We start from the raw sequence: 25,298 nt of genomic DNA on the forward strand, positions 1-25,298 counted from the left end.
TAAATTTTCACCACATTTCTATAAAAATGCCATCTTCTTCAATGCCATCTTTAATATTTCTTCCACATCCGTCTCTTCCGTGATCTCAATACCGTTTAATGCCCGAAGAGCTTCGGAAGACGAATAGCCAAGCGCGACCAGAGCCTGTATCGCCTCATTCTTAGTGCCACTGGCATGATTTTCTGTGGACTCACCTGTCTTTTCAAATTTCTGTTCAAATGCATCTTCCAGACTCAGTTTGTCTTTTAATTCAAGAATCAGTCTCTGGGCTGTCTTTGCACCTACTCCCGGTGCCTTAGCGATTGCTTTCGCATCATCACCGAGAACTGCAAACCTGAGATCATCCGTCGTCATCACGGATAAGATCGCAAGTGCTCCTTTCGGTCCGATTCCACTGACACCTAACAGTAACTTATAAATCTTTAATTCGTCCTTTGTCAGAAATCCAAAAAGCAGCATGGCATCTTCCCTGACATGCAGATAAGTATATACTTTTACTTCTTCCCCGACAGAAGGAAGATACCGGAATGTCTGTCCTGTCGTGTAAATATGATAACCGATCCCACCGGTCTCCACCACGATACTCTCCTCGTCCATATCCGTCAAAACACCTTTGATGTATGAATACATGCTAAAATCCTCCTGTTACACCATCCGTTTTCCGATCCGTTTTATCATTTCCTGTGCCGCAATACCGACCAAAAATCCAGTCAGTGCACCGGCGATCAGCAGCACCGGCATATAATAAAAAATATTATAATTTTCCACAACATAAGCAGCCACAACAAGCTGACCTACATTGTGAAAGATTCCGCCACTCACACTGACAGGCAGAACACCAAACCATTTTGTTTTTTTCAGCAGATACATCACAAGAAAACTAAGCAGTCCGCCTGCAAGACTATATAAAATACTGAACATATTTCCAAACAGGAAACCGGAAAGTACAATACGCAGTGCAGACACTGCCAGTGCTTCTTTCGTTCCCACGCAGTAAAGCATCAGAACCACAACTATATTTGTTAGTCCAAGTTTTACACCTGGTATTCCAAAATAAAACGGAATCAGTGATTCCACATAACTGCAGATGAGTGCCAGTGCCAGGTAAACACCTAAATATGCTGTTTTTTTCTTATCTCGCAATGGAATCCAACTCACTTTCTCCGGCACCGATCACCTGCACCACTACTTTGTTCGGGAGACAGACGATCGTCTCATTTGTTTTTGAAATAGCTTTCTGATGCACACAGAGTTTGTCCGGGCAGTCAGCTTCCGTCACATCAGCTTTTCCATCCTTTATCACAAGCAGATTCGTTGTTTTCCCATCTTTCCGGATTGGAATCTCATCATCCTCATCAAGCGGGTAAGTACCATAAACCTTTCCATCTACCGTAACCTCCACACTTGCACCGGTATTCTGATGTGTCAGGTAAAAACCTGCCGCAAACCCTGCCAGACAAATAAAAATAACACTTAAAAAAATGATATCTCTTTTCTTCATAAAATTTTACACTTACACTGTCTCCCCCATATAGTAGAAGCCAAAGGCTTCTTCTCAGAATTTTATACACACTCCCCCATATAGTAGAAGCCGAAGGCTTCTTCTCAGGATTTTACACACACTCCCCCATATAGTAGAAGCCTTTGCATTCCAGAAGTTTCACATCCACGATTTTTCCTATCATATCCTCTGTTCCCGGCAGATGTACTACCGAGTTATTGCTAAGTCTGCCAGTCACAAGAGCTGCATCCTGCTCATTTTTTTCTTCGATCAGAACCGGAAGTGTCTGTCCGGTCAGCGCTCCGGCTTTTTCTGCGGAAATAGTCTGCACTTCTTTTAACAAACGGTCAAAACGTGCTTTGATCACGTCATCCGGGATCTGATCGTCCATCACAGCTGCCGGGGTGCCGGTACGTTTTGAATAAATAAATGTAAATGCGCTGTCATAACGCACTTTACGTACCACGTCCATGGTTTCCTCAAAATCTTCCTCTGTCTCTCCAGGGAATCCGACAATAATATCCGTTGTAAGTGCAATATCAGGCACTGCGGCACGGATCTTATCTACCAGTTCTAAATAATGTTCCTTGTCATAGCGGCGGTTCATCAGTTTTAAAATACGGCTGCTTCCTGACTGTAATGGAAGATGCAGATGTTTACAGATCTTTTTGGAATTTTTCATAACTTCGATCAGATCATCGGAAAGGTCCTTTGGATGGGAAGTCATAAAACGGATACGCTCAATGCCATCCACCTTTTCGATCTCCTGCAAAAGCTGTGCAAACGTCATTGGCTGCTCTAAATTTTTGCCATAAGAATTGACATTCTGTCCTAGGAGCATAATTTCCACAACTCCGTCAGCCGCAAGGCGCTCCACCTCACGGATGATTTCTTTGGGTTCTCTGCTCCGCTCCCTGCCGCGCACATACGGTACGATACAATAACTACAGAAGTTGTTGCATCCAAACATAATATTAACACCTGATTTAAAGGAGTATTTTCTTTCAACCGGAAGATCCTCAACGATCTTATCGGTATCTTTCCAGATATCGATCGTCATGGATGTACCATGACCTGCCGCATGCTCTGAATAGCTGTTTTCCAATGCGGTAACGATCAGCTCTGCAAATTTATAGATATTATGTGTTCCAAAGATCAGGTTTACAAAACGGTAACTCTGTTTAATCTTTTCTACTACTGTCGGTTCCTGCATCATACAACCGCACAGTCCGATCATCATAAATGGATTTTTCTTCTGAAAGCCGTTTAAGTATCCCAGTCGTCCGTATACTTTATTGTTTGCATTCTCACGAACTGTACAGGTGTTATAAATAACAAAATCTGCTTCCTCGGAATCTTCCTGCACATAGCCGATCTTTTCCAGAATACCGACTAATTTTTCGGAGTCCCTTGCATTCATCTGGCATCCGAATGTGGATACATGAAAAGTCAGCGGACTTCCTTTTTCCTCGGAAAGCTGTCTTAAATACTCTTTTGCAATATCCATAAAGTAATACTGACGTTCCGGTTCCGTTGCCGGAATCTGGTTTTTATCTGCGATGCGCAATGTCGGGCGCACTCCCGTTGTAACTTTCTGACTCATAAAACTGTTAAATCCTCACTATTTCTATTGCTTTTTCTTATGGTCTTACCTGACCATTTCCATAAATGATATATTTTGTGCTGGTTAATGCTTCTAAGCCCATCGGGCCTCTCGCATGAAGTTTCTGCGTGCTGATACCGATCTCCGCGCCAAAACCAAACTCAAAACCATCCGAAAACCGTGTGGATGCATTGACATAGACACAGGCAGCATCCACTTCATCTAAAAACTTCTGTGCATTGGTATAATTTTCCGTAATAATTGCCTCGGAATGTCCTGTATTATAGCGGTTAATATGGGCGATCGCCTCATCCACGGAAGTTACCGTCTTTGCAGAGATCGTATAATCTAAATATTCCCTGCCCCAGTCCTCTTCCACCGCCGGTTTGATCAGTTCTTTATTCAATGCAGCGTCGGCTTCTGCTGCCGCAAAACTTTTCTCATCTGCATGCACCTCCACGTTTTTTTTCTGAAGTGCCTCTGTCAGTTTCGGCATAAACGCATCCACGATCTTTTCATGAATGACAAGCGACTCGCAGGCATTACAGACACCGATCCTCTGGGTTTTGGCATTCAGAATGATATTTACCGCCATGTCAAAATCAGCAGACTCATCCACAAAAATATGACAGTTTCCGGTTCCTGTCTCGATCACAGGTATCGTTGCCTGATTCACAACTGCACGGATCAGTCCTGCTCCACCACGTGGAATCAGAACGTCGACATACTGGTTCATTTTCATGAATGCTGTCGCAGTATCCCTTGACGTATCTTCGATCAGAGATGCTGCTTCTTCTGGAATACCAAGCTGCTCTAACGTCTTCTGGATAACCGAAACGATCGCGATATTCGAATAGATCGCATCACTTCCCCCCTTTAAGATCACAGCATTCCCGGTCTTAAAACAAAGCCCGAAGGCATCAACGGTCACATTCGGCCTTGCCTCATAGATCATGCCGACCACACCAAGCGGTACACGTTTTTTTCCGATCATCAGACCGTTCGGACGTTTTTTCATGGAAAGGACTTCCCCGATCGGATCATCTAAAGCTGCTACCTGCTGCAGACCTTCCGCAATCTGTGCGATTCTCGCTTCATTTAGCATCAGACGGTCTAAGAGTCCTTCCGGCATATGATTATTCCTGCCATTTTCAAGATCTTTTTCATTTGCGGCAATGATATCAGCAGATGCAGCAATAAGTGCATCTGCCACTGCGATAAGAGCCTGATTTTTCTCATTGGTGCCTAACGTGGCAAGGGTGCGGGATGCAGCTTTGGCTCTCTGGCATATTTGTTCTAGTTCCATGATGATACCTTTCCTTTCTGTGAAATGTTTATACGGTGTTGCGGCGATACTTGGGGCGAAACTCTGCGATAGGCTGTGGTTGTTGTAAAACGGGCACCTGTTTAACAACAGTCGAAGGTTTTGGGAGAGTTTCGCTTTGAATTGCCTCAGATTATCTTATATTCACTTTCTTCGGTATAGATACGATACATTTTTATATCTGTATCAAGTACTTCCAACTCTGGTTCAAGCTGGTTCTCGTAAGCTAATGCATAGCGGTTTAGCTTTGCAAATCTTGCAAAATAGCGGTCGTAAAAGCCCTTACCGTAGCCGTAGCGGCTGCCAGTGGGGGTAAAGACGACTCCTGGAACTAAGACTGCAACCTGTTGGTCGTATAAATCCATGGGATTTATACGGCGGCATTCCACAGTTGGTTCCATGACATGAAATGCACCCTCCGATGTCTGTGCGAAAGATGTGATCTCGTAAAATTCCATGGTACAGTCTGTTCCTGTCCGTGGCAGCGCGACATGTTTTCCATCATGTAACGCCTGTCTGAGAAACGTTAGGCAGTCTGCTTCTTTTCCAAGCGGATAATATCCAAAAATCCAGTCTGTTTTGGCATACCAGTCCGATTTTAACAGATTATCACAGATTTTTCTGCTCTTTTCATGTTTTTCAGATTCTGACATTGCGTCCCGGATGGCAAGATGCTTTTTCCGGATCTCTTTTTTGTCAGGAGAGCTTTTTCTTGTTTCCATATTCTTCTCCGAGATTTGTGACCGTACCGTCCGGATTTTGCATATCAATGTTATTTAACTGTGCTACGAGATTGCGTTTTACATCTGCAACATAGGCTTTGCGCAACATTGCCTGCTCTTCTTTTTCTGCTGCGGTAAGCCCTTCTGCCTGTGATTTGCGGTAAAGTGCGTTGATTCTGTCAATCTGTTCCTGTTTCATTAAAATCTCCATTCCTGCGCATGAAAAATTTATTATTCACACAAATCTTTTTCTATCCGATTGTTTCTAATATGAAATCTTCAATACGGAATGTTTCTTTCTTCTGTGCCTTAAAAATGGTTCCCCTAAAGCTGTCATCAAAAATATGATGCAGTACACAGACATCTGCTCCGTTTGCAATGATCATATCTGTCCCGGAAAGTGTCGCGATCTTTGCCGCGGTCAGCTTGGTCGCCATGCCGCCGGTTCCGACATCGCTTCCGGTCGTACTCTTTGCCATTCCAAGAATGTCTGAATCCATCTTTTCGACCACTTCGATCAATTTTGCATCCGGATTCTTATGCGGATCATCCGTAAATAATCCGTCAATATCGGATAACAAAATCAAAAGATCTGCTCCAATCAGGGAAGCAACGATCGCAGAAAGCGTGTCATTGTCACCAAACTGCATCTCATAGGTAGATACCGTGTCATTTTCATTGACAATCGGGATCGCACCTAAACGGAACAATTCATCAAATGTATTTTTGGCATTTTCTCTGGAAACTGGGTTGACCATGGTATTTTTGGTCATAAGCACCTGACCTGCCACCTGGTTATATTCTGCAAACAGCTTCTGGTAGATCATCATCAGTCTTGCCTGTCCGACTGCTGCACATGCCTGTTTTGTAGAAAGTTCCCGTGGCCGCTCTGTCATGCCAAGCGACTGTCTTCCAACTGCGATCGCACCGGAACTGACTAAGCAGACATCCATCCCTCTGTTTCTTAAGTTGCAAAGCTCGCGCACTAAGTGCTCTAGTTTTGTAAAATTCAGACTGCCGGTCTCCTCATAATTTAATGAAGAAGAACCGATCTTAACAACAACTCTTTTTTTCTCATGAAAGTGAAAACTTTTCTGGTCCATTTTCCCATTGAATCCCCTTTATTTCTGATTATTCTTTTTCGAACATATGCACTGTATTATACTCTATCATATCTGATGCAAAATATCAAAGAAAAAAAAGAGAATATCTGTTCTGCATTGGCACATCTACAACGAATTGCAGTAAAAATAATATATTATGGTATACTTGTGGCATTTTTATTTTTATGCTAAAGTGTTGTTCGGACAACTCAAGTTGTTTTCCTTGAAAATCAGGTAAAAATGGAGAATTTTATGAAACGAAACTATCGATTATTTTTATGTATACTGCTGTCTATGCCGGTTTTACTGCTATCCGGCTGTGATCTGCCATCCCGGCTCAATTTTGGCAAAACTTCCGGCTCCGGCGAATCGATCTCCAAATCGGGTTTTTATTTTAATACCGTCATTACCGTCACCTTATATGGAACAAAAGACGAAACCCTGCTCGATGACTGTTTTTCTCTGGCAGACACTTATGAAAATTATTTTTCCAACACGATCGCAGACAGCGATGTGTCAAAAATCAATGCAGCAGGCGGTGCACCTGTCACCGTGCATGAAGAGACCGCAGAACTGATCAAAAAAGGGCTTTATTACGGAGATCTGAGCAATGGAAAATTTGATATTACGATTGGAAAATTATCGGATCTGTGGGATGTTTCTACCAAGGCTTTATTAGAGAAAACAGATGCCTCTATGATTCCATCTGATGATGAGATCAAAAAGGCTTTAACGACAGTAGACTATCAGAATGTAGTTGTAGATGGCAATACCGTCACCTTAAAAGATCCGTCCGCTAAAATTGATCTCGGCGGAATTGCCAAAGGATATATTGCAGACCGCATGAAAGATTACCTGAATCAAAAAGGAGCCGCCTGCGGCTATATCAACCTCGGCGGCAATGTGCTCTGTCTTGGTGCAAAACCGGACGGTTCTTCCTATAATATTGGCATCCAGCGTCCGTTTGACGATGAGGGCGCTGCAATGCTCGCTGTATCCGTGACCGACCAGACCGTTGTGTCTTCCGGTGTTTATGAGCGCTATTTTGAGGTGGACGGCAAACGCTATCATCACATTTTAGATACTGCTACCGGATATCCCTATGATAACGGACTGCTGGGTGTTTCGATCATCACGGACGAATCCGTGGACGGTGATGGACTCTCCACCACCTGTTTTGCACTGGGTTTAGCTGACGGGATGGCGCTTGTGGAAAGTCTGGATAATACAGAAGCCGTTTTTATTACGGAGGATTATGAATTGCATTTTAGTTCGGGGATGGGGACTAAAATTCCGTATCAGGTGATGGAGTGATGATCTGCCATGGTATGGATTTTATAACTGTATGATCTGATTATTTTCTTCCGTAAAGTTTCCACCATCCATATTCTTTCTCACAAAAGGAACTCCCTTGCGAACATAAAATATATTATCTGTAAGCAGTGCATCCGGGTTTTCGGACGGACTGATGGTTCCACCTAAATCATCATAACTGACGTTATTACGAAATGTGTTATGAATGGCCTCCTGCATACAAAACATCACACAACCGCCTTCATTTTGCCTGCTGTAATTATACTCATACACCGTTCCATCCCCGGAATCTGCATCGTAAGCCATCCCGTCCTGATTCAGCCGCGTGTCTGCCACTTCATTATAACAAAACAACGCATCTTTACATTTCCATGGCCAGATTGCCGCAGCAACCTTTCCACCACGGTTGCCCGGATTGCAATAAATACGGTCATTGATCTCACATGCCACAGAATCGGTCATATTATGTTCCACAAACGGGCGCAGTGCATACATGACCGTTATTCCATCTCCACCTGCCATTTTCACATAATTATCCCGTATCACAATATTCTCATGACCATATTTCAAAAACCTTTTTTTATCCAGTTCTGCACCCGCAAATTTCTCATGTGCATAACTATACCCGACTGCGATCCCCCAACGGCTCACACGATATACATAGCATCCCTCCACCAGGATATCTGAAAATCTTGCCACTCCTGTCATTGCTTCTTCCGCTGGCTGTAATGCTGTCATATAGATGCCGCCATTATTCATATGCTTGTCATAAACATTTCCATGAACATCATGGATTTTAAGATTTCGAAGTGTGATTCCACATCTTAAACCTTTCTCTTTTGCAACGACTGCAACACCTGTACGCTCCATTTTATCTGCCTGTGAATAATTTTCGCCGATCACTTTATCCGCACTGTTTGTAATCTCAATATCCTGTATGATAATATACTCGGCATCAAATAGAAGTACTGCCGAGGAAACATAACCATGGTAAACATGCGTCGGCGAATCCAGTTCTTTTCCATAATCCTGATACCAGATTCCCTGTCCGTCTGTCTTTATCAGAGGATCTTCACCACATCCATAACTTCCAATTACAATCGGCATCTGCTTTGTTCCGCTGTCACGAATCTGTAAAAACTGTTTTTCAAAAACACTTCCACACGCAAGCAATATGTGATCCCCCGGTTTTAGTGCAAGCCTATTGACGGCAAAAAGACTTGCGAATGCACTGTTTTCACTCAAACCGTCATTGGTATCATTTCCGTTTATCGAATCGACATAATATTTCCTGCACAAGTCTGTCATACACTTCCTCCCGCAATCTTTTTTCAATGATCTGCTCTACCTCTTCATAAGAAAAAAGATCTCCAAAATATCTTCCAAATAAATCTTTATTCCGCTCATAGAAAGCTTTTTTCTGATTTTCTGTAATCTCCGGACTGATTCCTGATTTTCTAATATTTTCTGTCGGCTGTACGAAATCCAACCGGAAACGCGTCAATTCATACTGTAGATACATCGGCAATGAATATCTGCGCGGTCCGTAAAATACCTTTTTCTCCATTTCAAGCCTGGCATTCTCTTCATTTTTTTCTGCACATCTTTTTTCCAACGCCTCTATATCGGCGTTTTCAATCAACCCCAGCTTTTCTGCAAGAACAAGTTCGGCTTTCGCATATGCCCACTCTTCTGGTGTAAGGCAGTATCTTTTTTCTATCATTTAACAGCCCCCGTAATTCCATTTGCAAAACTTTTCTGCAGACATAAGAAAATAATCGCCGTCGGAAGTGTACAGATCAGTACACCGAGCATCAACATCCCATAATCAACACTGTAGCCGCTTTTTAAGTTTGCCACAAGCATTGGCATTGTGATGGAATCATTATTTTGAAAGACAATCTTTGGCCACAGATAACTATTCCATGCGTTCATAAAAGTAACCGTCATTGCAGCTCCATATGTTGATTTCATAACAGGCACAAACATCCGGAAAAAAATCTGTATTTCACTTAGCCCCTCCAGACGAGCCGCCTCTATAATATCATGAGGGAAAGACCGCGCCGCCTGACGGAACATCATAATCATAAATGGCGTTGAAATAGACGGCAAAACAAATGCAATCCAGCTATTGACCAGATTCCAGGAAGAGATCATTTTAAAAAGCGGGATCATGATTGCAACAAATGGCAGCATCATAGCTAACAACAATACACTCATCAATATGTCTTTTCCCTTATCATGATAAATTTCAAATCCATAACCTGCAATTGAACAGACCAATAATGTGATAATCGTCATAAGAATCGCATTTCGAAATGAATTGATCATTGCCAGCCCCAGATTCTGATTGGCAATCAATGCCTTAAAATTTTCGACTAAATATGTTCCAGGAAACAGTTTTCCCCTGACCACATCAATACTTTGATTGGTTGCACCACAAACCATGTAATATAGTGGAAATACAGACAAAAAACTTGCAAAAATCAATACAATATGTGATATACATAATTTTCCTTTACTCACGTTTGTCACCTACTTTCATTTGAATTGCAGACAAAATTGCCACTATAATAAGGATAAACACTGAAAGTGCTGCCGCATAATTAAATTTTGGTGTCTCCACAAAAGAAATGTTATAAATATAATGCGTCAATGTCATTGTTGACTTTCCCGGTCCACCAGCCGTTAAATTTACAGACTCGTCAAACAACTGCAGTGTTCCAGACGTTGACATAATAGCCGTCAGTAATATGGTAGGCTTTAACAGTGGAATGGTGATCTTTGTAAACTGTTGAAACGGTGATGCCCCATCAATACGACTCGCCTCATAGACGGAATAATCAATATTCTGCAGCCCTGCAAGATAAAACACCATATTGTAACCGGTCCATCTCCAGACCAACGCGATTATAATTACAAATCTTGCAGCCCATGCATTCTGAAACCAGTCTACGGTCGGAAGTCCAACCGCAGAAATAACGTGATTTACCAGACCATCCTGCGCAAACAGTGACTTAAAAATCATAGAATACGATACCAGTGATGTTGCACATGGCAGGAAAATCATAGTTCGATAGATTCCTTTTCCCTTTATATTCGGATTGTTCAGTAATTGAGCAAGAACAAGGGCAATGATCAACATGACTGGAACCTGTATGATAAAATAAAATACTGTATTGAAAAGGCACTGCAAAAATGTTTTGTCCTTCAGTATCCTGACATAGTTTGCAAAGCCAACCCACCTTACAGAATCTCCCATACCATTCTTAAATGACAGCATAAGCGCCTGTATCATGGGATAAAAACAAAATACAAAAATCAATATAGCTGCCGGAAGCAAAAACGCCCAACCAGTGAGGTTATGTTTTCTTTCCAGACTTAATTTTCTTTTTTTCTCCATATATTTTCTCCTAATGTAATACCGGGAACATAAAATTTGTTCCCGGTACAAACCACTTTACATATTTAATTTTCAATATTAAATTCTAATGTTTCCTGTGCATTATTCATTTCACCGTCAATATCAGCATTATTCTGAACAACATTTGTGATTGCATCTGTCAATGCACTTCTTATGTCCGAATAGTATGCACCACAGTCAAATGCTGGAACCGAACCTGCATATCCAACGATATCTTTATATACTGCCTGTCCACCATAAAAATCTGATGCCTGATTATATACATCAGACTGTGCAGCCGGAATGTAGCTTGCAATCGCACCTGCATTCGGCAACAGATCATCATATAATTCCACACTGCTTCCAAATGTAGATTTTAAGAAATCAAATGCAAGTTCTGTATTCTTACAGTTAGAAGATACTGCCCAGCTTGCACCACCACAATTTGCATAATTTGTGGCTCCATCAACTCCATCCAGTTTTGGCATGTTTACAATTGCCCATTTTCCTGACTGATCCTCTGCCGCCTGAATGGATGACATGATCCAGCATCCATTGATCACTCCTGCTGTTTTTCCGTCATTCATAGAGGCAATATACTGATCCCAGTCCGTATACTCGGCAATAATACCCTCATCAACTAATTTTTTATAAACTTCCATTGTCTTTTTTAACGCTTCATTGTCTGCAATATGAACCTTTCCGTCAACAATTGGTGAGGCTCCTGCCGACTGCAGCATTTCCATAAGTAATTCGGATCCCCCGGAGGAAGCGATCATTGGCACTCCATTCGCCTCTACTACTTTTTTTGCAAGTTCCTCAAACTGTGACCATGTAGTATCCTTAAAATCGTCAACCGTAAGACCTGCCGCCTCTACCATATCCGAACGAATTGCCATAATCGTTGCACCATTATCAAAAGGAAGTCCATAATTTTTTCCCTCTGCCGTGGAATCTGCAAGTTTTCCCTCTGTAAACTGTGAAAAATCAATTCCGGAATCTGTTAATTCTGTAAAAATTCCAGGAAAATTGGCAATATTTTTATGGAACGAATAGTCCTGCATCAGAAAAATATCCGGTAAAGTACTGTAATCTCCTGACGTTGCAGCTGTAATCAGCTTTGTCTCAATATCATTATAAATATTTTCCTGAATATCCAGTTTAAAATCTGGATGGTCTTTCTGATAAATCTTTTCTGCCTGTTCCATGGCATAAATATTAAAAGTGGGATCCCAGCACCATACCGTAAGTGTTTCATCTCCATTTTCATTTGTTTCTGCGGAAACACTCTGCGTATCCTCATTACTGTTCGTAACATTTTCTTTTTCGTTCGTGTTTCCTTCATTTTGGTTCCCACCACATCCGGCAAGCACAGATACTGTCATAGTTGCTGCCAACATGAATCCCAATGCTTTTTTCTTCATAAAAAATACCTCCCTGCAAAAATTATTATTTTTTTATTTTATAAAATATGACGGTATGATACCACTCATAAATTATCAATAGTTACATTGTCTCATTCAACCACCGCATTTCTCCTGGTTCTAGTGTCAACCTTACGATAAAATCGCCATTGATATACAGATCTGTCTGACATTCTTTTCCTGAATTATTTATGACAGCTATTTTTTGCGTTTTCTGAAAAACAGTGACCTCAGTATCTACATTTGTTACGTAATATCGTTTCATCTCCTGTTCCATTCCCGCTGCATAATAAATTGCACGAAGCAGAATACGGCAGTTCTGAGGGGAATACGGCAGTCCTGCAAAGTAAACACCGTGACCTTTTCCGTATTGATTAACAACCAGCTGGCTGTATTCTCCATCCATTGCAAGAATCTGATAATGATCTCCCTGCGCATAAATGCGGGTCGTACCTTCTCCGAAATCAATATCCCCTTCAATATCTTCCAAGATAAAATGCTGCGGATTTTTCTCGTTATATTTATCTGTACTTAGTGAAAAACCCATCTCACGATCTACACCAAGCACATCCGCCAGCTGGAAAAATCTTCCCTGATGCTGATATGCTGTCGGTTCTCCTACTCCGATAAATCCACCACCTTCATCCACAAACTGTCTTAACGTTGTTACAACTGCTTCATCAATCCAATTTTCAGCTCCACTGAATGACGTATATGCATCTCCAACATTGATGATCACCCTGATATCTTTTGGGATTCCTTTTTTCACATCATCAAAAGAGATAAATTCCACATCAAACGGCATTCCACTCAGACATTCCAGCACTCCCTCTGCAGAATAAGTTTCTCTGTGCCATATTGCATGATGCACCTGGTTTGACATCCATTTCCGCAAACCTCCCCAACAGTTTAAAACTGCTACTTTAAATGGTGCAACATAAGATTTCGTCCCGTTCATATTTTCATGTATCTGTCTGAATTCCCCGACAACACTTTGAATCTCTTCTATAAATCCCGGCCATTCACTGGCCAATTTTAAATATCCGCCATATCCGATGCGGTCAAGCGGAGAACGTAAAATTGCCCTTCTCGCTTTCATCCAGTTGTCCTTTGCCTCCCCTATGGGATCTCCGCCTTCTCCAAACACGTCGGGGAAAAAATATGGCAAAAGCCTTCCTTCTGTATATTTAACCCCTTTTATATCTGAAATCATACGGAGTGTCACACCACTGCCAACAGAACCAACTACTGCATCCAGACCAATTTCTGCAAAATATTTTCCGTATGGTTCCGTCCCTATCCAATGATCTCCCAAAAACATCATCGCTTCTTTTCCATAGGAATGAACAATATCTACAAGTTCCTTGGCAAGCGCACAAACTTCCTGCTGCTGGAATTCAATAAAATCCTTAAACTCACGACTTGGCACACGGAACATGCTGTTGTGATATCCCTGATCCACAATAAATTCCGGTCTGAATTTATACCCTGCCCACTTTTCAAATTTCTCTAATATGTATGGACTTACACTTGCACTATATCCAAACCATTCTACAAATTTTTCACGTTTTTTATCATCAAAGGTAAGTGTAAACTGGTGAAAAAAAGTCGTAAATCTTACCACGTCGATCTGCGGGTTTTCTTCACACCAGCGTTTTAATTTTTCTTTTACGTACTTCTGGGTTTTCGGCTGCCGCACATCATATGTCAGTTGATGTGGTGTATCTTTCCAATCATTTGTAATAAAGTTATACATATGTACAGGATCCCATATTAAAAACGCCAGAAAACTTACCGTATATTCATGATAAGGAATGGTTTTTATTTCAACTTCTTCCCGTTCTTTTTTAAATTCCCAGTCATCGACAGAAACCACTTCACCCGTTGTGCGATCAATTACTTCCCACCATCTTTTGGGATCATCCAACGTATTGACTTTTAACTGCTGTGTATGAAATCCTTCCATCAATCTTATACATAGTTTTTCACTTCTTGCAGTTACACGATTGCTGATCAGGTATTCCTGTTGAATCTCTTCTGGATTTTGCTCGGCCCAGGCATTATCCTTTCTGGTCGTATAATACGTTGCATATTTCTTTACCGGCTCATTCAATAACGCATCCGGCATCTCCGTTCCGTCACAGTCACGCAATGCATCTGCTCCAAGAAGATTTTTCAATCGTATTGTTTCCTCGACAATGTCTGCATCGGTCGGCAATGTCAGTCTGCCTGTTTGTTTTGTCATTCCCGTCTTCTCCTTTCTTGTCTCATCACCTGATGTTTTAAGTATATCTGTCTGCATCAACTGCTTCAATTTTTATGTTGCTCTAATTTTTATATATCTTGCTTTATGCTCAATAAAATATTTGCATTTATCATAAATTACTGTATACTTGCAATAAGAAACCCTATTTAATTGCTATTTTATTCATCAGTTTCACAACATTATTTTAGTAATATTGCGGTTTTAATCTATAAGATATAAAATTTGATACAACAGGAAGATAATACAAATGAGTAATGAATTAATTAATTTTGAGTACAAAGGAGTACCCGATCCGGATTTTAAACTTCGTTATATTTCTATTTCTAAATACGAAGGGGATTGGCAAAGCCACCCTCACACCCATCAGTTTTCTGAACTTTTCTATGTTATCAGTGGAAAAGGTGTATTTTACATTGAAAATGATACGGTTTCTGTATGTGCAGACGATCTGATAATCATAAATCCACATATTGAACATACGGAAAAAACGATGTCAAACGATCCTATGACCTATATTGTATTTGGTGTAGAAGGGCTCGCTTTCTATTTTAATTCCCAAAACGCTGCTAACCCAAAAGGATACAGCTACTATAATTATGGTTCCGCCAAAACACACTTTATTAATTTTTCCCAGATTATGATAAAAGAATTTAATGCAAGAAAGCCAGGTTTTGAAGCAATCTGTCATGGTCTCCTACAGGTTTTGCTTGTTTATATTACACGCGAACAGCATCTTTCTGTCATATCTGATACCACTTTGCAAATATCAAAGGAATGTTTTGTTGCGAAAAAATATATTGATGCTAATTATGCAAAAAATATTACTTTAGATCTGCTCGCTGAAATCACCCATATCAACAAATTTTATTTATCACATTCTTTTACGGAGTATGTTGGAACATCCCCCATCAATTACCTGATGGAAACCAGACTCGCTGCAAGCAAAGAACTATTGCTCAGCTCCAGTCGCTCGATTGCAGAAGTTGCATCCAGCACAGGTTTTTCATCACAGTCGTATTTTTCGCAGATTTTCCGAAAGAATACAGGTATGTCACCCCTACAATACCGTAAACTGAAACAAACAGATTCGAAAACCATGCAGGATGATTCCTATTATATTTGAAAATTTTATAGAAACATATAGACTTAATTGATCATTTCATGCACAAAATGATACACATTTTCTTTATTACGACAAAACAAAAAAATCCGCCAAAGCCCCACTGCATAGAAATGCAGTCCCAGTCTTTGACGGATTTTCTTATTCATTGATTTTCATTTTATTTCTGGTTAATATAGTTGACCAGTCCCTCACAGTCAATAATTTTCTGCATGAACGGCGGGAACGCCTGGCCCCGATATGAGGTACCCTTTGTCACATCCGTGATCACTCCTGTGTCAAAGTTGACTTCCACTTCGTCTCCGGCTTCGATCTCTTTTGCTGCCTGCGGACATTCAATGATCGGAAGTCCGATATTGATCGCATTACGGTAAAAAATACGTGCAAATGTCTCTGCAATAACACAGCTTACTCCGGCTGCCTTTATAGAAATCGGAGCATGCTCTCTGGATGAACCGCATCCAAAGTTTTTATTTGCCACCATGATATCTCCGGCTTTGACATTTTTGATGAAATCTTTATCGATATCCTCCATACAATGCAATGCCAGTTCCTTTGGATCAGAAGAATTTAAGTATCTTGCCGGAATGATGACATCGGTATCTACGTTGTCTCCGTATTTGAATACATGACCTTTTGCTGCTTTCATGTTTACTCTCCTTTTTCTTAAACCTATGCTACTTCATCCGGTCCGGAAAGTTTTCCGGTGATCGCACTTGCTGCCGCTACTGCCGGGCTGGCAAGATAAATCTCAGACTCCACATGTCCCATTCTTCCTACGAAGTTACGATTTGTGGTGGAAACGCAGCGCTCATGCTCTGCAAGGATTCCCATATAACCACCAAGGCAAGGTCCGCAGGTCGGTGTGCTCACAACTGCACCAGCCTCGATAAAGATCTTAAGCAGCCCTTCTTCCATCGCATCAAGGTAAATCTGCTGTGTTGCCGGGATTACGATCACACGCAGTCCTTTTGCTACTTTTTTGCCTTTTAAGATAGAAGCTGCCACACGCAGGTCATCCATTCTTCCGTTTGTACAGGAACCGATCACTACCTGGTCGATCTTGATGTCGCCGACCTCGTCGATCGTCTTTGTGTTCTCCGGAAGGTGTGGGAATGCAACAGTAGGTTTTAAAGTACTAAGGTCGATTGTATAAGTCTCCTCATACTCTGCATCCTCATCTGCCTCGTAGACAACATATGGACGTTTGGAATGTGCCTCCATATATTCTTTTGCAAGATCATCTACCGGGAAAATACCATTTTTTCCACCTGCTTCGATTGCCATATTTGCAATCGTAAAACGATCATCCATTGAAAGGTAGGAAATGCCATCTCCAACAAATTCCATTGATTTGTAGAGTGCACCGTCCACACCGATCATTCCAATGATATGTAAAATGATGTCTTTTCCGCTGATCCATTTTGCCGGTTTGCCGGTCAGGACAAATTTGATCGCTGCAGGTACTTTAAACCATGCTTTTCCGGTTGCCATACCAGCCGCCATATCGGTACTGCCGACTCCGGTGGAAAATGCACCCAGCGCACCGTAGGTACAGGTGTGGGAATCCGCACCGATAATGACATCGCCTGCCACGGTAAGACCTTTCTCCGGCAGCAGTGCATGCTCTATTCCCATCTCTCCTACATCAAAATAATTTGTAATATCATGCCGGCAGGCAAACTCTCTGACGCATTTGCAATGCTGTGCAGATTTGATATCTTTATTTGGCACAAAATGATCTAACACAAGTGCGATCTTATCCTTATCAAAGACACCGTCCACCTTCATTTTATCCATTTCATGAATCGCCACCGGTGAAGTAATGTCATTGCCTAAAACCAGATCCAAATCTGCCTCAATAAGCTGTCCGGCACTGACTGATGGAAGTCCTGCATGTGCTGCAAGGATTTTCTGTGTCATCGTCATCCCCATGGGTATATCCTCCTAAAAAATTAAAATCTGTGTCAGGAATGGTGTGTGCCCGTTCCTTTTTTGTGTGATGTGTGTGTAGAACAACACTCGCTGTCCTATCTGTATGTTATTCTAACACAGGTATTACTATAATAAAAATACATAATAAATATATTTGCCATAACTAAACTTCATGGTATAATAAGAAAAATTATTGATGTATCCAGTATCAGAAAGGAATTTTATCATGAACCAGAATTTATCATCTTACCGGATTTTTTATACCGTTGCAAATACCGGCAACATTTCAAAGGCTGCAAAAGAACTCTACATCAGCCAGCCTGCCATCAGTAAATCCATCCAGAAATTAGAGGAAGGTGTCGGCTGCAAGCTGTTTTCTAGAAGTTCCCGCGGCGTTGTCTTAACCGATGAGGGAAAACTGCTCTACGACCATGTGAGCAGCGCCTTTGAGACTTTAACCCTCGGTGAGGAAAAATTAAAACGCTCCATTGAACTCGGTGTCGGCCACTTAAAGATCGGTGTCAGCGCAACCCTCTGTAAATATCTGCTGCTTCCTTATTTGCAGGAATTTATAAGACAGAACCCGCATGTCTCTATCTCCATCACCTGCCAGTCGACCAACGAGACACTCGAACTGCTCGATGACAATAAGATCGATATCGGTCTGGTAGGAAAACCGGATAATTTAAAAAATATCAATTTTGATTTTCTCGAGGAGATCGAAGATATCTTTGTCTGCACCAAAGACTATCTGCGGAATTTGCGTGCGCGCGGCGTCCACAAGGATCAGATTCTGACAAACTCAACACTGATGCTGCTCGATAAAAACAATATGACACGCCAGTATATCGACGACTATCTTTCCGACAACCAGATTCAGGTCAAAGAATCCATCGATATCTCCAGCATGGATCTTTTGATCGACTTTGCCCGTATCGGAGTCGGCGTTGCATGCGTCATCAAAAGTTTTGTAAAAGAGGATCTTGCCTCCGGCGCCTTAGTGGAGATTCCTCTTGGAATCCCGATCCATAAGCGTGAGGTCGGTTTTGCCTATAAGACAACAACAAAACCTTCCAAAACACTCGCCGAATTTATCCGGTTTTATAAAAACTTTTAACAGATACAATATAATAGAATGCACGCTCCGCGAACATTCTATTATCATGAACTATACAGCCAGGTTGGCAAAGCGAATTGGCACAACAAACTCTACTTTTTCTCAAAACTATACAGCCATATTCGCAAAGCGAATTGGCGCAACAAACTTTACTTTTTCTCAAAACTATACAGCCAGTTGGCTTTTAAGAAGTAAATCAAAAAGATCACCGAACTGATTGACCAGGTCAATGGGTATGCCCAGAAGATGACCTGGATCTTCGGAATAAAATGCACAGTAACCGTGATGTATGTGATCCTTATGATGCACCAGGATGCAAGCATGACGAACATCGGCACGGCAGATTTTCCCGCACCGCGCATGATACCTGCAATGCAGTGGGAAAATGCTAGGAAACAATAGAAAAAAGCCTCTATATGTGCCTGTTTGGTTGCAAATTCAACGACCTGTGTTTCACTGTTGAACGCTGCAGCAAGCTGCGGTATCGTAAAAAATACGATCACACCAACCACTTCCGCAAGCAGTGTCGAACAGGTAATGCCAAAATACGCACCTTTTTTTGCTCTGTCGTACTGCCTCGCGCCAAGATTCTGTCCGATGAATGTTGTAAGTGACATAGCAAAACAGGTGATCGGCAGAAATGCAAAGCCTTCTATTTTTGAATAAACACCACATCCTGCAACCGCCATCACTCCAAATTTGTTAATATTCGTCTGTACAATAATATTTGCAAATGAAATGATGGAATTCTGCATACCGGACGGCAGTCCGATCCCTATGATCTGTCCTAACATTCCCTTATGAAAACGTATCTGCGAGATCTGCACCTGATAAACATCTTTGGTCCGCATCAGACGCATCATACATAAAAATGCACTGGAAAACTGTGAAATAATCGTTGCAAGTGCTGCAGCACCGACACCAAATCCTAACAATCCGACAAATAATAAATCCAGTATAATATTAACGATGGATGAAAAAATCAGATAATAAAGCGGATGTCTGCTGTCTCCGACTGCCTGCAAAATCCCCATCACGATATTGTACATAACAAAAGCGATCGATCCGGCAAAATATACCCTGAAGTATACAATAGAATTTGGCAGTACCGACTCCGGCGTTCCCATCAGAACAAGGATCTGGGGAGCTAGGATCATCCCGATCGCGGTCAGAATACAGCCGGACACCAGACCAAATGCAATATTGGTATGTACCGCTTTTTTCAATCCTTCATAATCTGCTGCTCCAAAATATTTCGAAATGACAACGCCGGCACCAACTGCAATTCCATTAAAAAAACCGACCATCAGAAATATCAGACTACCGGAAGAACTGACAGCTGCAAGAGCATCACTGCCAAGAAAATTACCGACGATCAGAGAATCGGCGGTATTATATAACTGCTGAAACAGGTTTCCTAAAAAGAGGGGGATTGCAAATGACACAATCCCCTTCCAGATGGAACCCTCTAATAAGTTTGTTCCTTTTTTCATCTTATTTCATTACAATATTGACAATTCTTCCCGGAACGTAAATCTCTTTTACAATGTTTCCAGTCAGCTTATCTGCAATTGATTCTTTTGCTTTTGCAATAACATCATCTTTTGCGTCATTTCTGCCGATTGCCAATGTTCCTTTCGTTTTTCCATTGATCTGTACTGCGATCTCAACCGTATTTTCAACTGTTTTTGCCTCGTCAAATTCCGGCCATTTCTGCTGGTATACATAACCTGTTCCGCCAATGATCTGCCAGAGTTCCTCTGTGATATGCGGAGCAACCGGGTTTAACAGAATTAAGAGTGTCTCATACTCGCCCTTAGTCACAGCATTTTTCTTATAGAACTCGTTAATCAAAGCCATCATTGCCGCGATCGCGGTATTGTATTTCAGATTCTCATAATCGCTGCTGACTTTCTTGATGGTCTGATGCATCTTTGTCTCAAGTTCTTTGGAATATCCGGTTTCATCTGTCATGATGTCCTGTAACTTCCATACACGCTCTAAGAAACGACGGCAGCCTTTTACACCATCCTCAGACCAGGATGCACTTAAATCAAATGCTCCGATAAACATTTCATATGTTCTTAATGTATCTGCACCATACTCTCTTACGATATCATCCGGATTTACGACATTTCCTCTGGATTTTGACATCTTCTCTCCGTTCTCACCAAGGATCATACCATGGGATGTACGTTTCTGGTAAGGCTCCGGACATGGAACTACTTTCTCATCATACAGGAATTTGTGCCAGAATCTGGAATATAACAGATGAAGTGTTGTATGCTCCATGCCTCCATTGTACCAGTCAACCGGCATCCAGTATTTTAATGCTTCCGGACTTGCAAGCGCCTCATCATTGTGCGGATCGGTATATCTTAAGAAATACCAGGAAGATCCAGCCCACTGCGGCATGGTATCTGTCTCTCTCTTTGCAGGACCACCACAGCAAGGACAGGTTGTATTTACCCAGTCTGTCATCGCAGCAAGTGGAGACTCTCCATTATCCGTCGGCATATAACTTTCTACCTCTGGAAGCATCAATGGCAGTTCACTCTCATCGATCGGCACATAACCACATTTATCACAGTGAACGATCGGAATCGGCTCACCCCAGTAACGCTGACGTGAGAATACCCAGTCTCTTAATTTATAGTTGGTCTTTGCTGTACCAATACCTTTTTCCTCTAAAAACGCAATCATTTTTGCCTTTGCATCTTTTACTTCCAGTCCGTTTAAGAACTCAGAATTGATCAGAACACCGGTTGCAACATCTGTAAATGCCGCTTCGTTGATGTCAACTTCCTCACCATTTTTTGCAACAACCTGTACCATTGGAATATTGAACTTTTTGGCAAATTCCCAGTCTCTCTCATCATGTGCCGGTACTGCCATGATCGCGCCTGTTCCGTAAGACATTAATACATAATCGGAAATCCAGATCGGGATTTCCTTTCCGGTTACCGGATTGACTGCCATAAGACCGTCAATCTCCACACCCGTCTTATCTTTTGCAAGTTCTGAACGTTCAAAATCGGATTTCTTTGCAGCTTCCTCACGGTATGCAGCAATCGCATCCCAGTTCTTTAACTCGTCTTTATATTTATCAATGATCGGATGCTCCGGGGATACAACCATGTAAGTAGCACCAAATAATGTATCACAACGTGTCGTATAAACACGAAGTTTGTCCTCTTTTCCGGCGATCGCAAAATCTACCTCTGCACCCTGTGATTTACCGATCCAGTTTTTCTGGGAAACCTTGACACGCTCGATATAATCTACATCATTTAAGCCCTCTAACAGTTTCTCAGCATAATCAGTGATCTTTAACATCCACTCGCTCTTTACCTTGCGGACAACCGGAGCACCACAACGCTCGCAGACACCGTTCACAACTTCCTCGTTTGCCAGGCCTACTTTACAGGAAGTACACCAGTTGATCGGCATCTCTTTTTTGTAAGCAAGTCCTGCTTTAAACAGTTTTAAGAAAATCCACTGTGTCCATTTGTAATAACTCGGATCTGTAGTGTTGATCTCTCTGTCCCAGTCGAATGAATAGCCTAAAGAATGAAGCTGCTCTTTGAAACGTTTTACATTGTTTTCAGTTACGATCTTCGGATGAATCTTATTTTTGATCGCATAGTTCTCAGTCGGAAGTCCGAATGCGTCCCATCCCATCGGATAAAGTACGTTATAGCCCTGCATTCTGCGCTTTCTTGCAACAATATCAAGTGCTGTATAAGGTCTCGGATGACCTACATGAAGTCCCTGTCCTGACGGATACGGAAATTCTACCAATGCGTAATATTTTGGTTTGCTGTAGTCGTCTGTCGCAGCAAAAGCCTTATTATCATCCCAGACTTTCTGCCATTTTTTCTCTACGACTTTGTGATTGTAAAGTTCTGACATATAATCCTCCTTGTTTTCCGAAGGAAAATGCGAGTCCTCTGACGAGCAGAGGATTTTCCTCCTTGTTTTGCGGAGCAAAATGCGACTGCCTTTGCAGGAGCAGAGGATTTTCCTCCTTGTTTTCCGAAGGAAAATGCAATTTTACCATGTAAAATTTTCCTCTGACGAGCAGAGGATTTTCCTCCTTGTTTTGCGAAAAAAAACTTCGTCTCGGAAGACATTTTCAAATAAAAATATCTTTAGAGACGAAGTCTGTCTTACTCCGTGGTACCACTCTAATTCGTATTCTTATGATTTCATAGAAAATAAAAATACGCTCTTATGATCCTTAACGCGGACAACACGCTTTTGCTTACTCACTGTAACTGGCAGCTTGGGCAAAAGGACTCAAAGGTGAGTTGGGAATTTCACTTTACTGCCTCACAGCATCCGGCAGCTCTCTGAGAAAGCAAAAAATTCTTACTATTCCTTATCAAAGTCTGATGTATTTTATTCACAACATGATTTATTTTATCATATACCCTGTTTTTGTCAAGTATTGAAACAAAAAAGAGCCACCACAAACAGTAACTATGTGATGACTCTTTCAATCGATTCAAAATTAGTTGTTGATTAATTTATCTTCTTCATTGTTCCAGCTATACAGTTTACGGATCTCTTTACCAACCTGCTCTGATGGATGCTCTGCAGCTTTCTTTCTCATAGCTTTGAAGTGAACCTGACGTCCTGCCGGAGACATATCCAGTAAGAAGTCTTTTGCAAATGTACCATCCTGAATATCGGAAAGGATCTGTTTCATTGCCTTCTTTGTATCTTCTGTGATGATCTTCGGTCCTGTAATATAATCACCATACTCTGCTGTGTTGGAGATAGAATATCTCATTCCCTCGAAACCTGACTGGTAGATTAAGTCTACGATCAGTTTCATCTCATGGATACACTCGAAGTATGCATTTCTTGGATCATAACCAGCTTCGCATAATGTCTCGAAACCTGCCTGCATTAATGCACAGACACCACCGCAAAGAACTGCCTGCTCACCAAAAAGGTCTGTCTCTGTCTCGGTACGGAATGTTGTCTCAAGAACACCGGCTCTTGCTCCACCGATACCAAGTGCATATGCTAATGCAAGATCCTGTGCTTTTCCTGTTGCATCCTGCTCAACAGCGATCAGACAAGGTGTTCCTTTTCCAGCCTGATACTCAGAACGTACGGTATGTCCCGGAGCTTTCGGAGCGATCATAGTAACATCTACATCCTTTGGAGGTACGATACATCCGAAATGGATATTGAAACCATGTGCAAACATTAACATATTGCCTGCCTCAAGGTTTGGCTCGATATCTTTTTTGTACATATCTGCCTGTTTTTCATCGTTAATCAGTATCATGATGATATCAGCTTTCTTTGCTGCCTCTGCTGTTGTATATACTTCAAATCCCTGCTTCTCAGCTTTTGCCCAGGATTTGCTTCCTTCATAAAGACCAATGATAACATGGCATCCGGAATCTTTTAAGTTCAATGCATGTGCATGTCCCTGACTGCCGTAGCCGATAATTGCGATCGTCTTTCCGTCTAAAAGTGAAAGGTTACAGTCTTCCTGATAAAATATTTTTGCTGCCATAATTAATTTCCTCCAGTTTTGGTTTCTTAATAAAAAATATGCATTTGCATATTCTTATCTGCTTATTTTGTTATAATGATACTCTTTTGCCGTCTTCGTCTAACATAACGACATCGGAAATGCCTCTCGACAATCCGGTCAGTCCGGTACGTGCAAGCTCTAATATCTCATATCCGGACAAAAGATCAAGGAAAGCATCTAACTTATCCTGATGTCCTGTCAGCTCGATTACCATCGAATCATGGGTCACATCTACAACTTTCCCATGAAAGATCTCTGTTACATTTAAGATTGGCTGGCGTTCTGTATCTTTCGCACGAACCTTAACCAAGATCAGTTCTCTTGTCACTGACGAGCCATTTTCAAGTTTTTTGATATCAACAACATCTTCCAACTTTGCAAGCTGTTTCTCAATCTGCTCTAAGATCTGCTCATCACCGGTCGCAACGATCGTAATCCTTGTATATCTCGGATCTGCGGTCACACCGGAAGAAAAACTGTCAATGTTGTAACCTCTTCTGCTGAAAAGTCCTGAAATATGACTTGTCACACCCGGGTTATTCTCCACTAATAGAGATAATACCTGTTTTCTCATTCTGCATCTCCAATAGTTTAATACTTTAATCACACATCACACTAAAGCTATGATATCACATCGAAATTTTTTGTCAATAAACAATTTTTTTGTCCAGTCAAAAACATAGTCTCATTTTCAGATAAATTTTGCGGTAATGATCCATATAACCGCAGCAGCAACAAACCAGACACCAATCTGTCTGATCCGCTTTTCGGCATTCAGATCACCCCTCTGGTCTTTTCTTGTACATACTCCTGGCACGATTGCCATAAGAAGTCCTGTAAAAAGTAATACCATCCGAATCAATAACATTTTTTACTCCCTATATCTTATATCACAAAACTTTAGATTGC

Annotated in this window: 24 protein-coding genes and 1 other annotated feature; of the genes, 3 read left to right on the forward strand and 21 right to left on the reverse strand. The window is 41.5% G+C overall.

Features of this window, described 5'->3' with window-relative positions:
• Positions 1-18: 18 nt before the first annotated feature.
• From ruvA to proB, 8 genes are all read right to left on the reverse strand, one after another.
• The gene (gene ruvA, locus H8S51_RS10655) at positions 19-630 is read right to left on the reverse strand and encodes a Holliday junction branch migration protein RuvA (protein ID WP_186898727.1); all 612 of its coding nucleotides are present in this window, start codon (positions 628-630) and stop codon (positions 19-21) included.
• 15 nt (positions 631-645) lie between these two features.
• Complete coding sequence (locus tag H8S51_RS10660; RefSeq protein WP_117921844.1) at positions 646-1,143, reverse strand: Gx transporter family protein; 498 nt, start codon at positions 1,141-1,143, stop codon at positions 646-648.
• Positions 1,133-1,501 (reverse strand): NusG domain II-containing protein, encoded by a 369-nt coding sequence (locus tag H8S51_RS10665; protein ID WP_117921843.1) that lies wholly within the window; start codon positions 1,499-1,501, stop codon positions 1,133-1,135. Before H8S51_RS10665 ends, H8S51_RS10660 begins: the two co-directional genes overlap by 11 nt.
• A 112-nt stretch (positions 1,502-1,613) precedes the next feature.
• Entirely contained in the window at positions 1,614-3,104 is a 1,491-nt protein-coding gene (gene miaB, locus H8S51_RS10670; RefSeq protein WP_186898726.1) for a tRNA (N6-isopentenyl adenosine(37)-C2)-methylthiotransferase MiaB, read from the reverse strand.
• A 37-nt stretch (positions 3,105-3,141) separates the two neighbouring features.
• Positions 3,142-4,410, reverse strand: a complete 1,269-nt coding sequence (locus tag H8S51_RS10675; RefSeq protein ID WP_186898725.1) for a glutamate-5-semialdehyde dehydrogenase — start codon at positions 4,408-4,410, stop codon at positions 3,142-3,144.
• A 146-nt stretch (positions 4,411-4,556) separates the two neighbouring features.
• Complete coding sequence (locus H8S51_RS10680; RefSeq protein WP_118592492.1) at positions 4,557-5,150, reverse strand: 5-formyltetrahydrofolate cyclo-ligase; 594 nt, start codon at positions 5,148-5,150, stop codon at positions 4,557-4,559.
• Positions 5,125-5,349 (reverse strand): DUF896 domain-containing protein, encoded by a 225-nt coding sequence (locus H8S51_RS10685; protein WP_186898724.1) that lies wholly within the window; start codon positions 5,347-5,349, stop codon positions 5,125-5,127. The genes H8S51_RS10680 and H8S51_RS10685 overlap by 26 nt, the downstream gene beginning before the upstream one ends.
• 52 nt (positions 5,350-5,401) lie before the next feature.
• Positions 5,402-6,253: a glutamate 5-kinase gene (gene proB, locus H8S51_RS10690; RefSeq protein ID WP_117918915.1), complete on the reverse strand. Its 852-nt coding sequence runs from the start codon at positions 6,251-6,253 to the stop codon at positions 5,402-5,404.
• Positions 6,254-6,505: 252 nt separating this feature from the next.
• Between proB and H8S51_RS10695 the strand changes: the two genes are divergently transcribed.
• Positions 6,506-7,567 (forward strand): FAD:protein FMN transferase, encoded by a 1,062-nt coding sequence (locus H8S51_RS10695; protein ID WP_118596958.1) that lies wholly within the window; start codon positions 6,506-6,508, stop codon positions 7,565-7,567.
• Positions 7,568-7,588: 21 nt separating this feature from the next.
• On the opposite strand, the gene H8S51_RS10700 is transcribed toward H8S51_RS10695, so the two are convergent.
• The 6 genes from H8S51_RS10700 to gnpA form a co-directional block, all read right to left on the reverse strand.
• Positions 7,589-8,875: a right-handed parallel beta-helix repeat-containing protein gene (locus H8S51_RS10700; protein ID WP_186898723.1), complete on the reverse strand. Its 1,287-nt coding sequence runs from the start codon at positions 8,873-8,875 to the stop codon at positions 7,589-7,591.
• A complete protein-coding gene (locus H8S51_RS10705) occupies positions 8,826-9,290 on the reverse strand; it encodes a hypothetical protein (protein WP_006858764.1) in 465 nt (154 codons plus the stop codon). Before H8S51_RS10705 ends, H8S51_RS10700 begins: the two co-directional genes overlap by 50 nt.
• A complete protein-coding gene (locus tag H8S51_RS10710; RefSeq protein WP_015520676.1) occupies positions 9,287-10,015 on the reverse strand; it encodes a carbohydrate ABC transporter permease in 729 nt (242 codons plus the stop codon). Before H8S51_RS10710 ends, H8S51_RS10705 begins: the two co-directional genes overlap by 4 nt.
• 70 nt (positions 10,016-10,085) lie before the next feature.
• Entirely contained in the window at positions 10,086-10,970 is an 885-nt protein-coding gene (locus tag H8S51_RS10715) for a carbohydrate ABC transporter permease (RefSeq protein ID WP_186898722.1), read from the reverse strand.
• Positions 10,971-11,035: 65 nt separating this feature from the next.
• Positions 11,036-12,394, reverse strand: a complete 1,359-nt coding sequence (locus tag H8S51_RS10720) for an ABC transporter substrate-binding protein (protein ID WP_015560606.1) — start codon at positions 12,392-12,394, stop codon at positions 11,036-11,038.
• Between the two features lie 82 nt (positions 12,395-12,476).
• On the reverse strand, positions 12,477-14,639 hold the full coding sequence (gene gnpA, locus H8S51_RS10725) for a 1,3-beta-galactosyl-N-acetylhexosamine phosphorylase (RefSeq protein WP_006858761.1): 2,163 nt from the start codon (positions 14,637-14,639) through the stop codon (positions 12,477-12,479).
• A gap of 268 nt (positions 14,640-14,907) precedes the next feature.
• Between gnpA and H8S51_RS10730 the strand changes: the two genes are divergently transcribed.
• A complete protein-coding gene (locus H8S51_RS10730; protein ID WP_006858760.1) occupies positions 14,908-15,783 on the forward strand; it encodes a helix-turn-helix domain-containing protein in 876 nt (291 codons plus the stop codon).
• Positions 15,784-15,940: 157 nt separating this feature from the next.
• On the opposite strand, the gene leuD is transcribed toward H8S51_RS10730, so the two are convergent.
• Both leuD and leuC read right to left on the reverse strand, forming a co-directional pair.
• Entirely contained in the window at positions 15,941-16,429 is a 489-nt protein-coding gene (gene leuD, locus H8S51_RS10735; protein WP_186898721.1) for a 3-isopropylmalate dehydratase small subunit, read from the reverse strand.
• 23 nt (positions 16,430-16,452) lie between these two features.
• Positions 16,453-17,715: a 3-isopropylmalate dehydratase large subunit gene (leuC, locus tag H8S51_RS10740; protein WP_186898720.1), complete on the reverse strand. Its 1,263-nt coding sequence runs from the start codon at positions 17,713-17,715 to the stop codon at positions 16,453-16,455.
• 226 nt (positions 17,716-17,941) lie between these two features.
• Here leuC and H8S51_RS10745 point away from each other — a divergent pair, with 226 nt between their 5' ends.
• Positions 17,942-18,832, forward strand: coding sequence for a LysR family transcriptional regulator (locus tag H8S51_RS10745; RefSeq protein ID WP_186898719.1), 891 nt, complete (start codon positions 17,942-17,944; stop codon positions 18,830-18,832).
• A 149-nt stretch (positions 18,833-18,981) separates the two neighbouring features.
• On the opposite strand, the gene H8S51_RS10750 is transcribed toward H8S51_RS10745, so the two are convergent.
• The 5 genes from H8S51_RS10750 to H8S51_RS10770 all read right to left on the reverse strand — a co-directional run bounded on the left by H8S51_RS10750 (position 18,982) and on the right by H8S51_RS10770 (position 25,257).
• Positions 18,982-20,325, reverse strand: a complete 1,344-nt coding sequence (locus tag H8S51_RS10750; protein ID WP_118208793.1) for an MATE family efflux transporter — start codon at positions 20,323-20,325, stop codon at positions 18,982-18,984.
• A 1-nt stretch (position 20,326) separates the two neighbouring features.
• Positions 20,327-22,744 (reverse strand): leucine--tRNA ligase, encoded by a 2,418-nt coding sequence (gene leuS, locus H8S51_RS10755; protein WP_022112728.1) that lies wholly within the window; start codon positions 22,742-22,744, stop codon positions 20,327-20,329.
• 238 nt (positions 22,745-22,982) lie between these two features.
• Positions 22,983-23,229: a binding site (T-box leader), on the reverse strand.
• Between the two features lie 116 nt (positions 23,230-23,345).
• On the reverse strand, positions 23,346-24,368 hold the full coding sequence (ilvC, locus tag H8S51_RS10760) for a ketol-acid reductoisomerase (RefSeq protein ID WP_117918928.1): 1,023 nt from the start codon (positions 24,366-24,368) through the stop codon (positions 23,346-23,348).
• A 70-nt stretch (positions 24,369-24,438) separates the two neighbouring features.
• A complete protein-coding gene (gene ilvN, locus H8S51_RS10765; RefSeq protein WP_186898718.1) occupies positions 24,439-24,963 on the reverse strand; it encodes an acetolactate synthase small subunit in 525 nt (174 codons plus the stop codon).
• A gap of 117 nt (positions 24,964-25,080) precedes the next feature.
• The gene (locus H8S51_RS10770) at positions 25,081-25,257 is read right to left on the reverse strand and encodes a permease (protein WP_241070681.1); all 177 of its coding nucleotides are present in this window, start codon (positions 25,255-25,257) and stop codon (positions 25,081-25,083) included.
• Positions 25,258-25,298: the final 41 nt, after the last annotated feature.

Origin of the sequence: Roseburia rectibacter, assembly GCF_014287515.2 — a bacterium.
GTDB lineage: Bacteria > Bacillota > Clostridia > Lachnospirales > Lachnospiraceae > Roseburia > Roseburia rectibacter.

What these genes read in the sequence shown, in the direction of transcription:
- ruvA (WP_186898727.1), bottom strand. Translation starts at nt 630, where the DNA reads ATGTATTCATACATCAAAGGTGTTTTGACGGATATGGACGAGGAGAGT.
- H8S51_RS10665 (WP_117921843.1), bottom strand. Translation starts at nt 1,501, where the DNA reads ATGAAGAAAAGAGATATCATTTTTTTAAGTGTTATTTTTATTTGTCTG.
- miaB (WP_186898726.1), bottom strand. Translation starts at nt 3,104, where the DNA reads ATGAGTCAGAAAGTTACAACGGGAGTGCGCCCGACATTGCGCATCGCA.
- H8S51_RS10675 (WP_186898725.1), bottom strand. Translation starts at nt 4,410, where the DNA reads ATGGAACTAGAACAAATATGCCAGAGAGCCAAAGCTGCATCCCGCACC.
- H8S51_RS10680 (WP_118592492.1), bottom strand. Translation starts at nt 5,150, where the DNA reads ATGGAAACAAGAAAAAGCTCTCCTGACAAAAAAGAGATCCGGAAAAAG.
- H8S51_RS10685 (WP_186898724.1), bottom strand. Translation starts at nt 5,349, where the DNA reads ATGAAACAGGAACAGATTGACAGAATCAACGCACTTTACCGCAAATCA.
- proB (WP_117918915.1), bottom strand. Translation starts at nt 6,253, where the DNA reads ATGGACCAGAAAAGTTTTCACTTTCATGAGAAAAAAAGAGTTGTTGTT.
- H8S51_RS10695 (WP_118596958.1), top strand. Translation starts at nt 6,506, where the DNA reads ATGAAACGAAACTATCGATTATTTTTATGTATACTGCTGTCTATGCCG.
- H8S51_RS10700 (WP_186898723.1), bottom strand. Translation starts at nt 8,875, where the DNA reads ATGACAGACTTGTGCAGGAAATATTATGTCGATTCGATAAACGGAAAT.
- H8S51_RS10705 (WP_006858764.1), bottom strand. Translation starts at nt 9,290, where the DNA reads ATGATAGAAAAAAGATACTGCCTTACACCAGAAGAGTGGGCATATGCG.
- H8S51_RS10710 (WP_015520676.1), bottom strand. Translation starts at nt 10,015, where the DNA reads ATGGTTTGTGGTGCAACCAATCAAAGTATTGATGTGGTCAGGGGAAAA.
- H8S51_RS10715 (WP_186898722.1), bottom strand. Translation starts at nt 10,970, where the DNA reads ATGGAGAAAAAAAGAAAATTAAGTCTGGAAAGAAAACATAACCTCACT.
- H8S51_RS10720 (WP_015560606.1), bottom strand. Translation starts at nt 12,394, where the DNA reads ATGAAGAAAAAAGCATTGGGATTCATGTTGGCAGCAACTATGACAGTA.
- gnpA (WP_006858761.1), bottom strand. Translation starts at nt 14,639, where the DNA reads ATGACAAAACAAACAGGCAGACTGACATTGCCGACCGATGCAGACATT.
- H8S51_RS10730 (WP_006858760.1), top strand. Translation starts at nt 14,908, where the DNA reads ATGAGTAATGAATTAATTAATTTTGAGTACAAAGGAGTACCCGATCCG.
- leuD (WP_186898721.1), bottom strand. Translation starts at nt 16,429, where the DNA reads ATGAAAGCAGCAAAAGGTCATGTATTCAAATACGGAGACAACGTAGAT.
- leuC (WP_186898720.1), bottom strand. Translation starts at nt 17,715, where the DNA reads ATGGGGATGACGATGACACAGAAAATCCTTGCAGCACATGCAGGACTT.
- H8S51_RS10745 (WP_186898719.1), top strand. Translation starts at nt 17,942, where the DNA reads ATGAACCAGAATTTATCATCTTACCGGATTTTTTATACCGTTGCAAAT.
- H8S51_RS10750 (WP_118208793.1), bottom strand. Translation starts at nt 20,325, where the DNA reads ATGAAAAAAGGAACAAACTTATTAGAGGGTTCCATCTGGAAGGGGATT.
- leuS (WP_022112728.1), bottom strand. Translation starts at nt 22,744, where the DNA reads ATGTCAGAACTTTACAATCACAAAGTCGTAGAGAAAAAATGGCAGAAA.
- ilvC (WP_117918928.1), bottom strand. Translation starts at nt 24,368, where the DNA reads ATGGCAGCAAAAATATTTTATCAGGAAGACTGTAACCTTTCACTTTTA.
- ilvN (WP_186898718.1), bottom strand. Translation starts at nt 24,963, where the DNA reads ATGAGAAAACAGGTATTATCTCTATTAGTGGAGAATAACCCGGGTGTG.
- H8S51_RS10770 (WP_241070681.1), bottom strand. Translation starts at nt 25,257, where the DNA reads ATGTTATTGATTCGGATGGTATTACTTTTTACAGGACTTCTTATGGCA.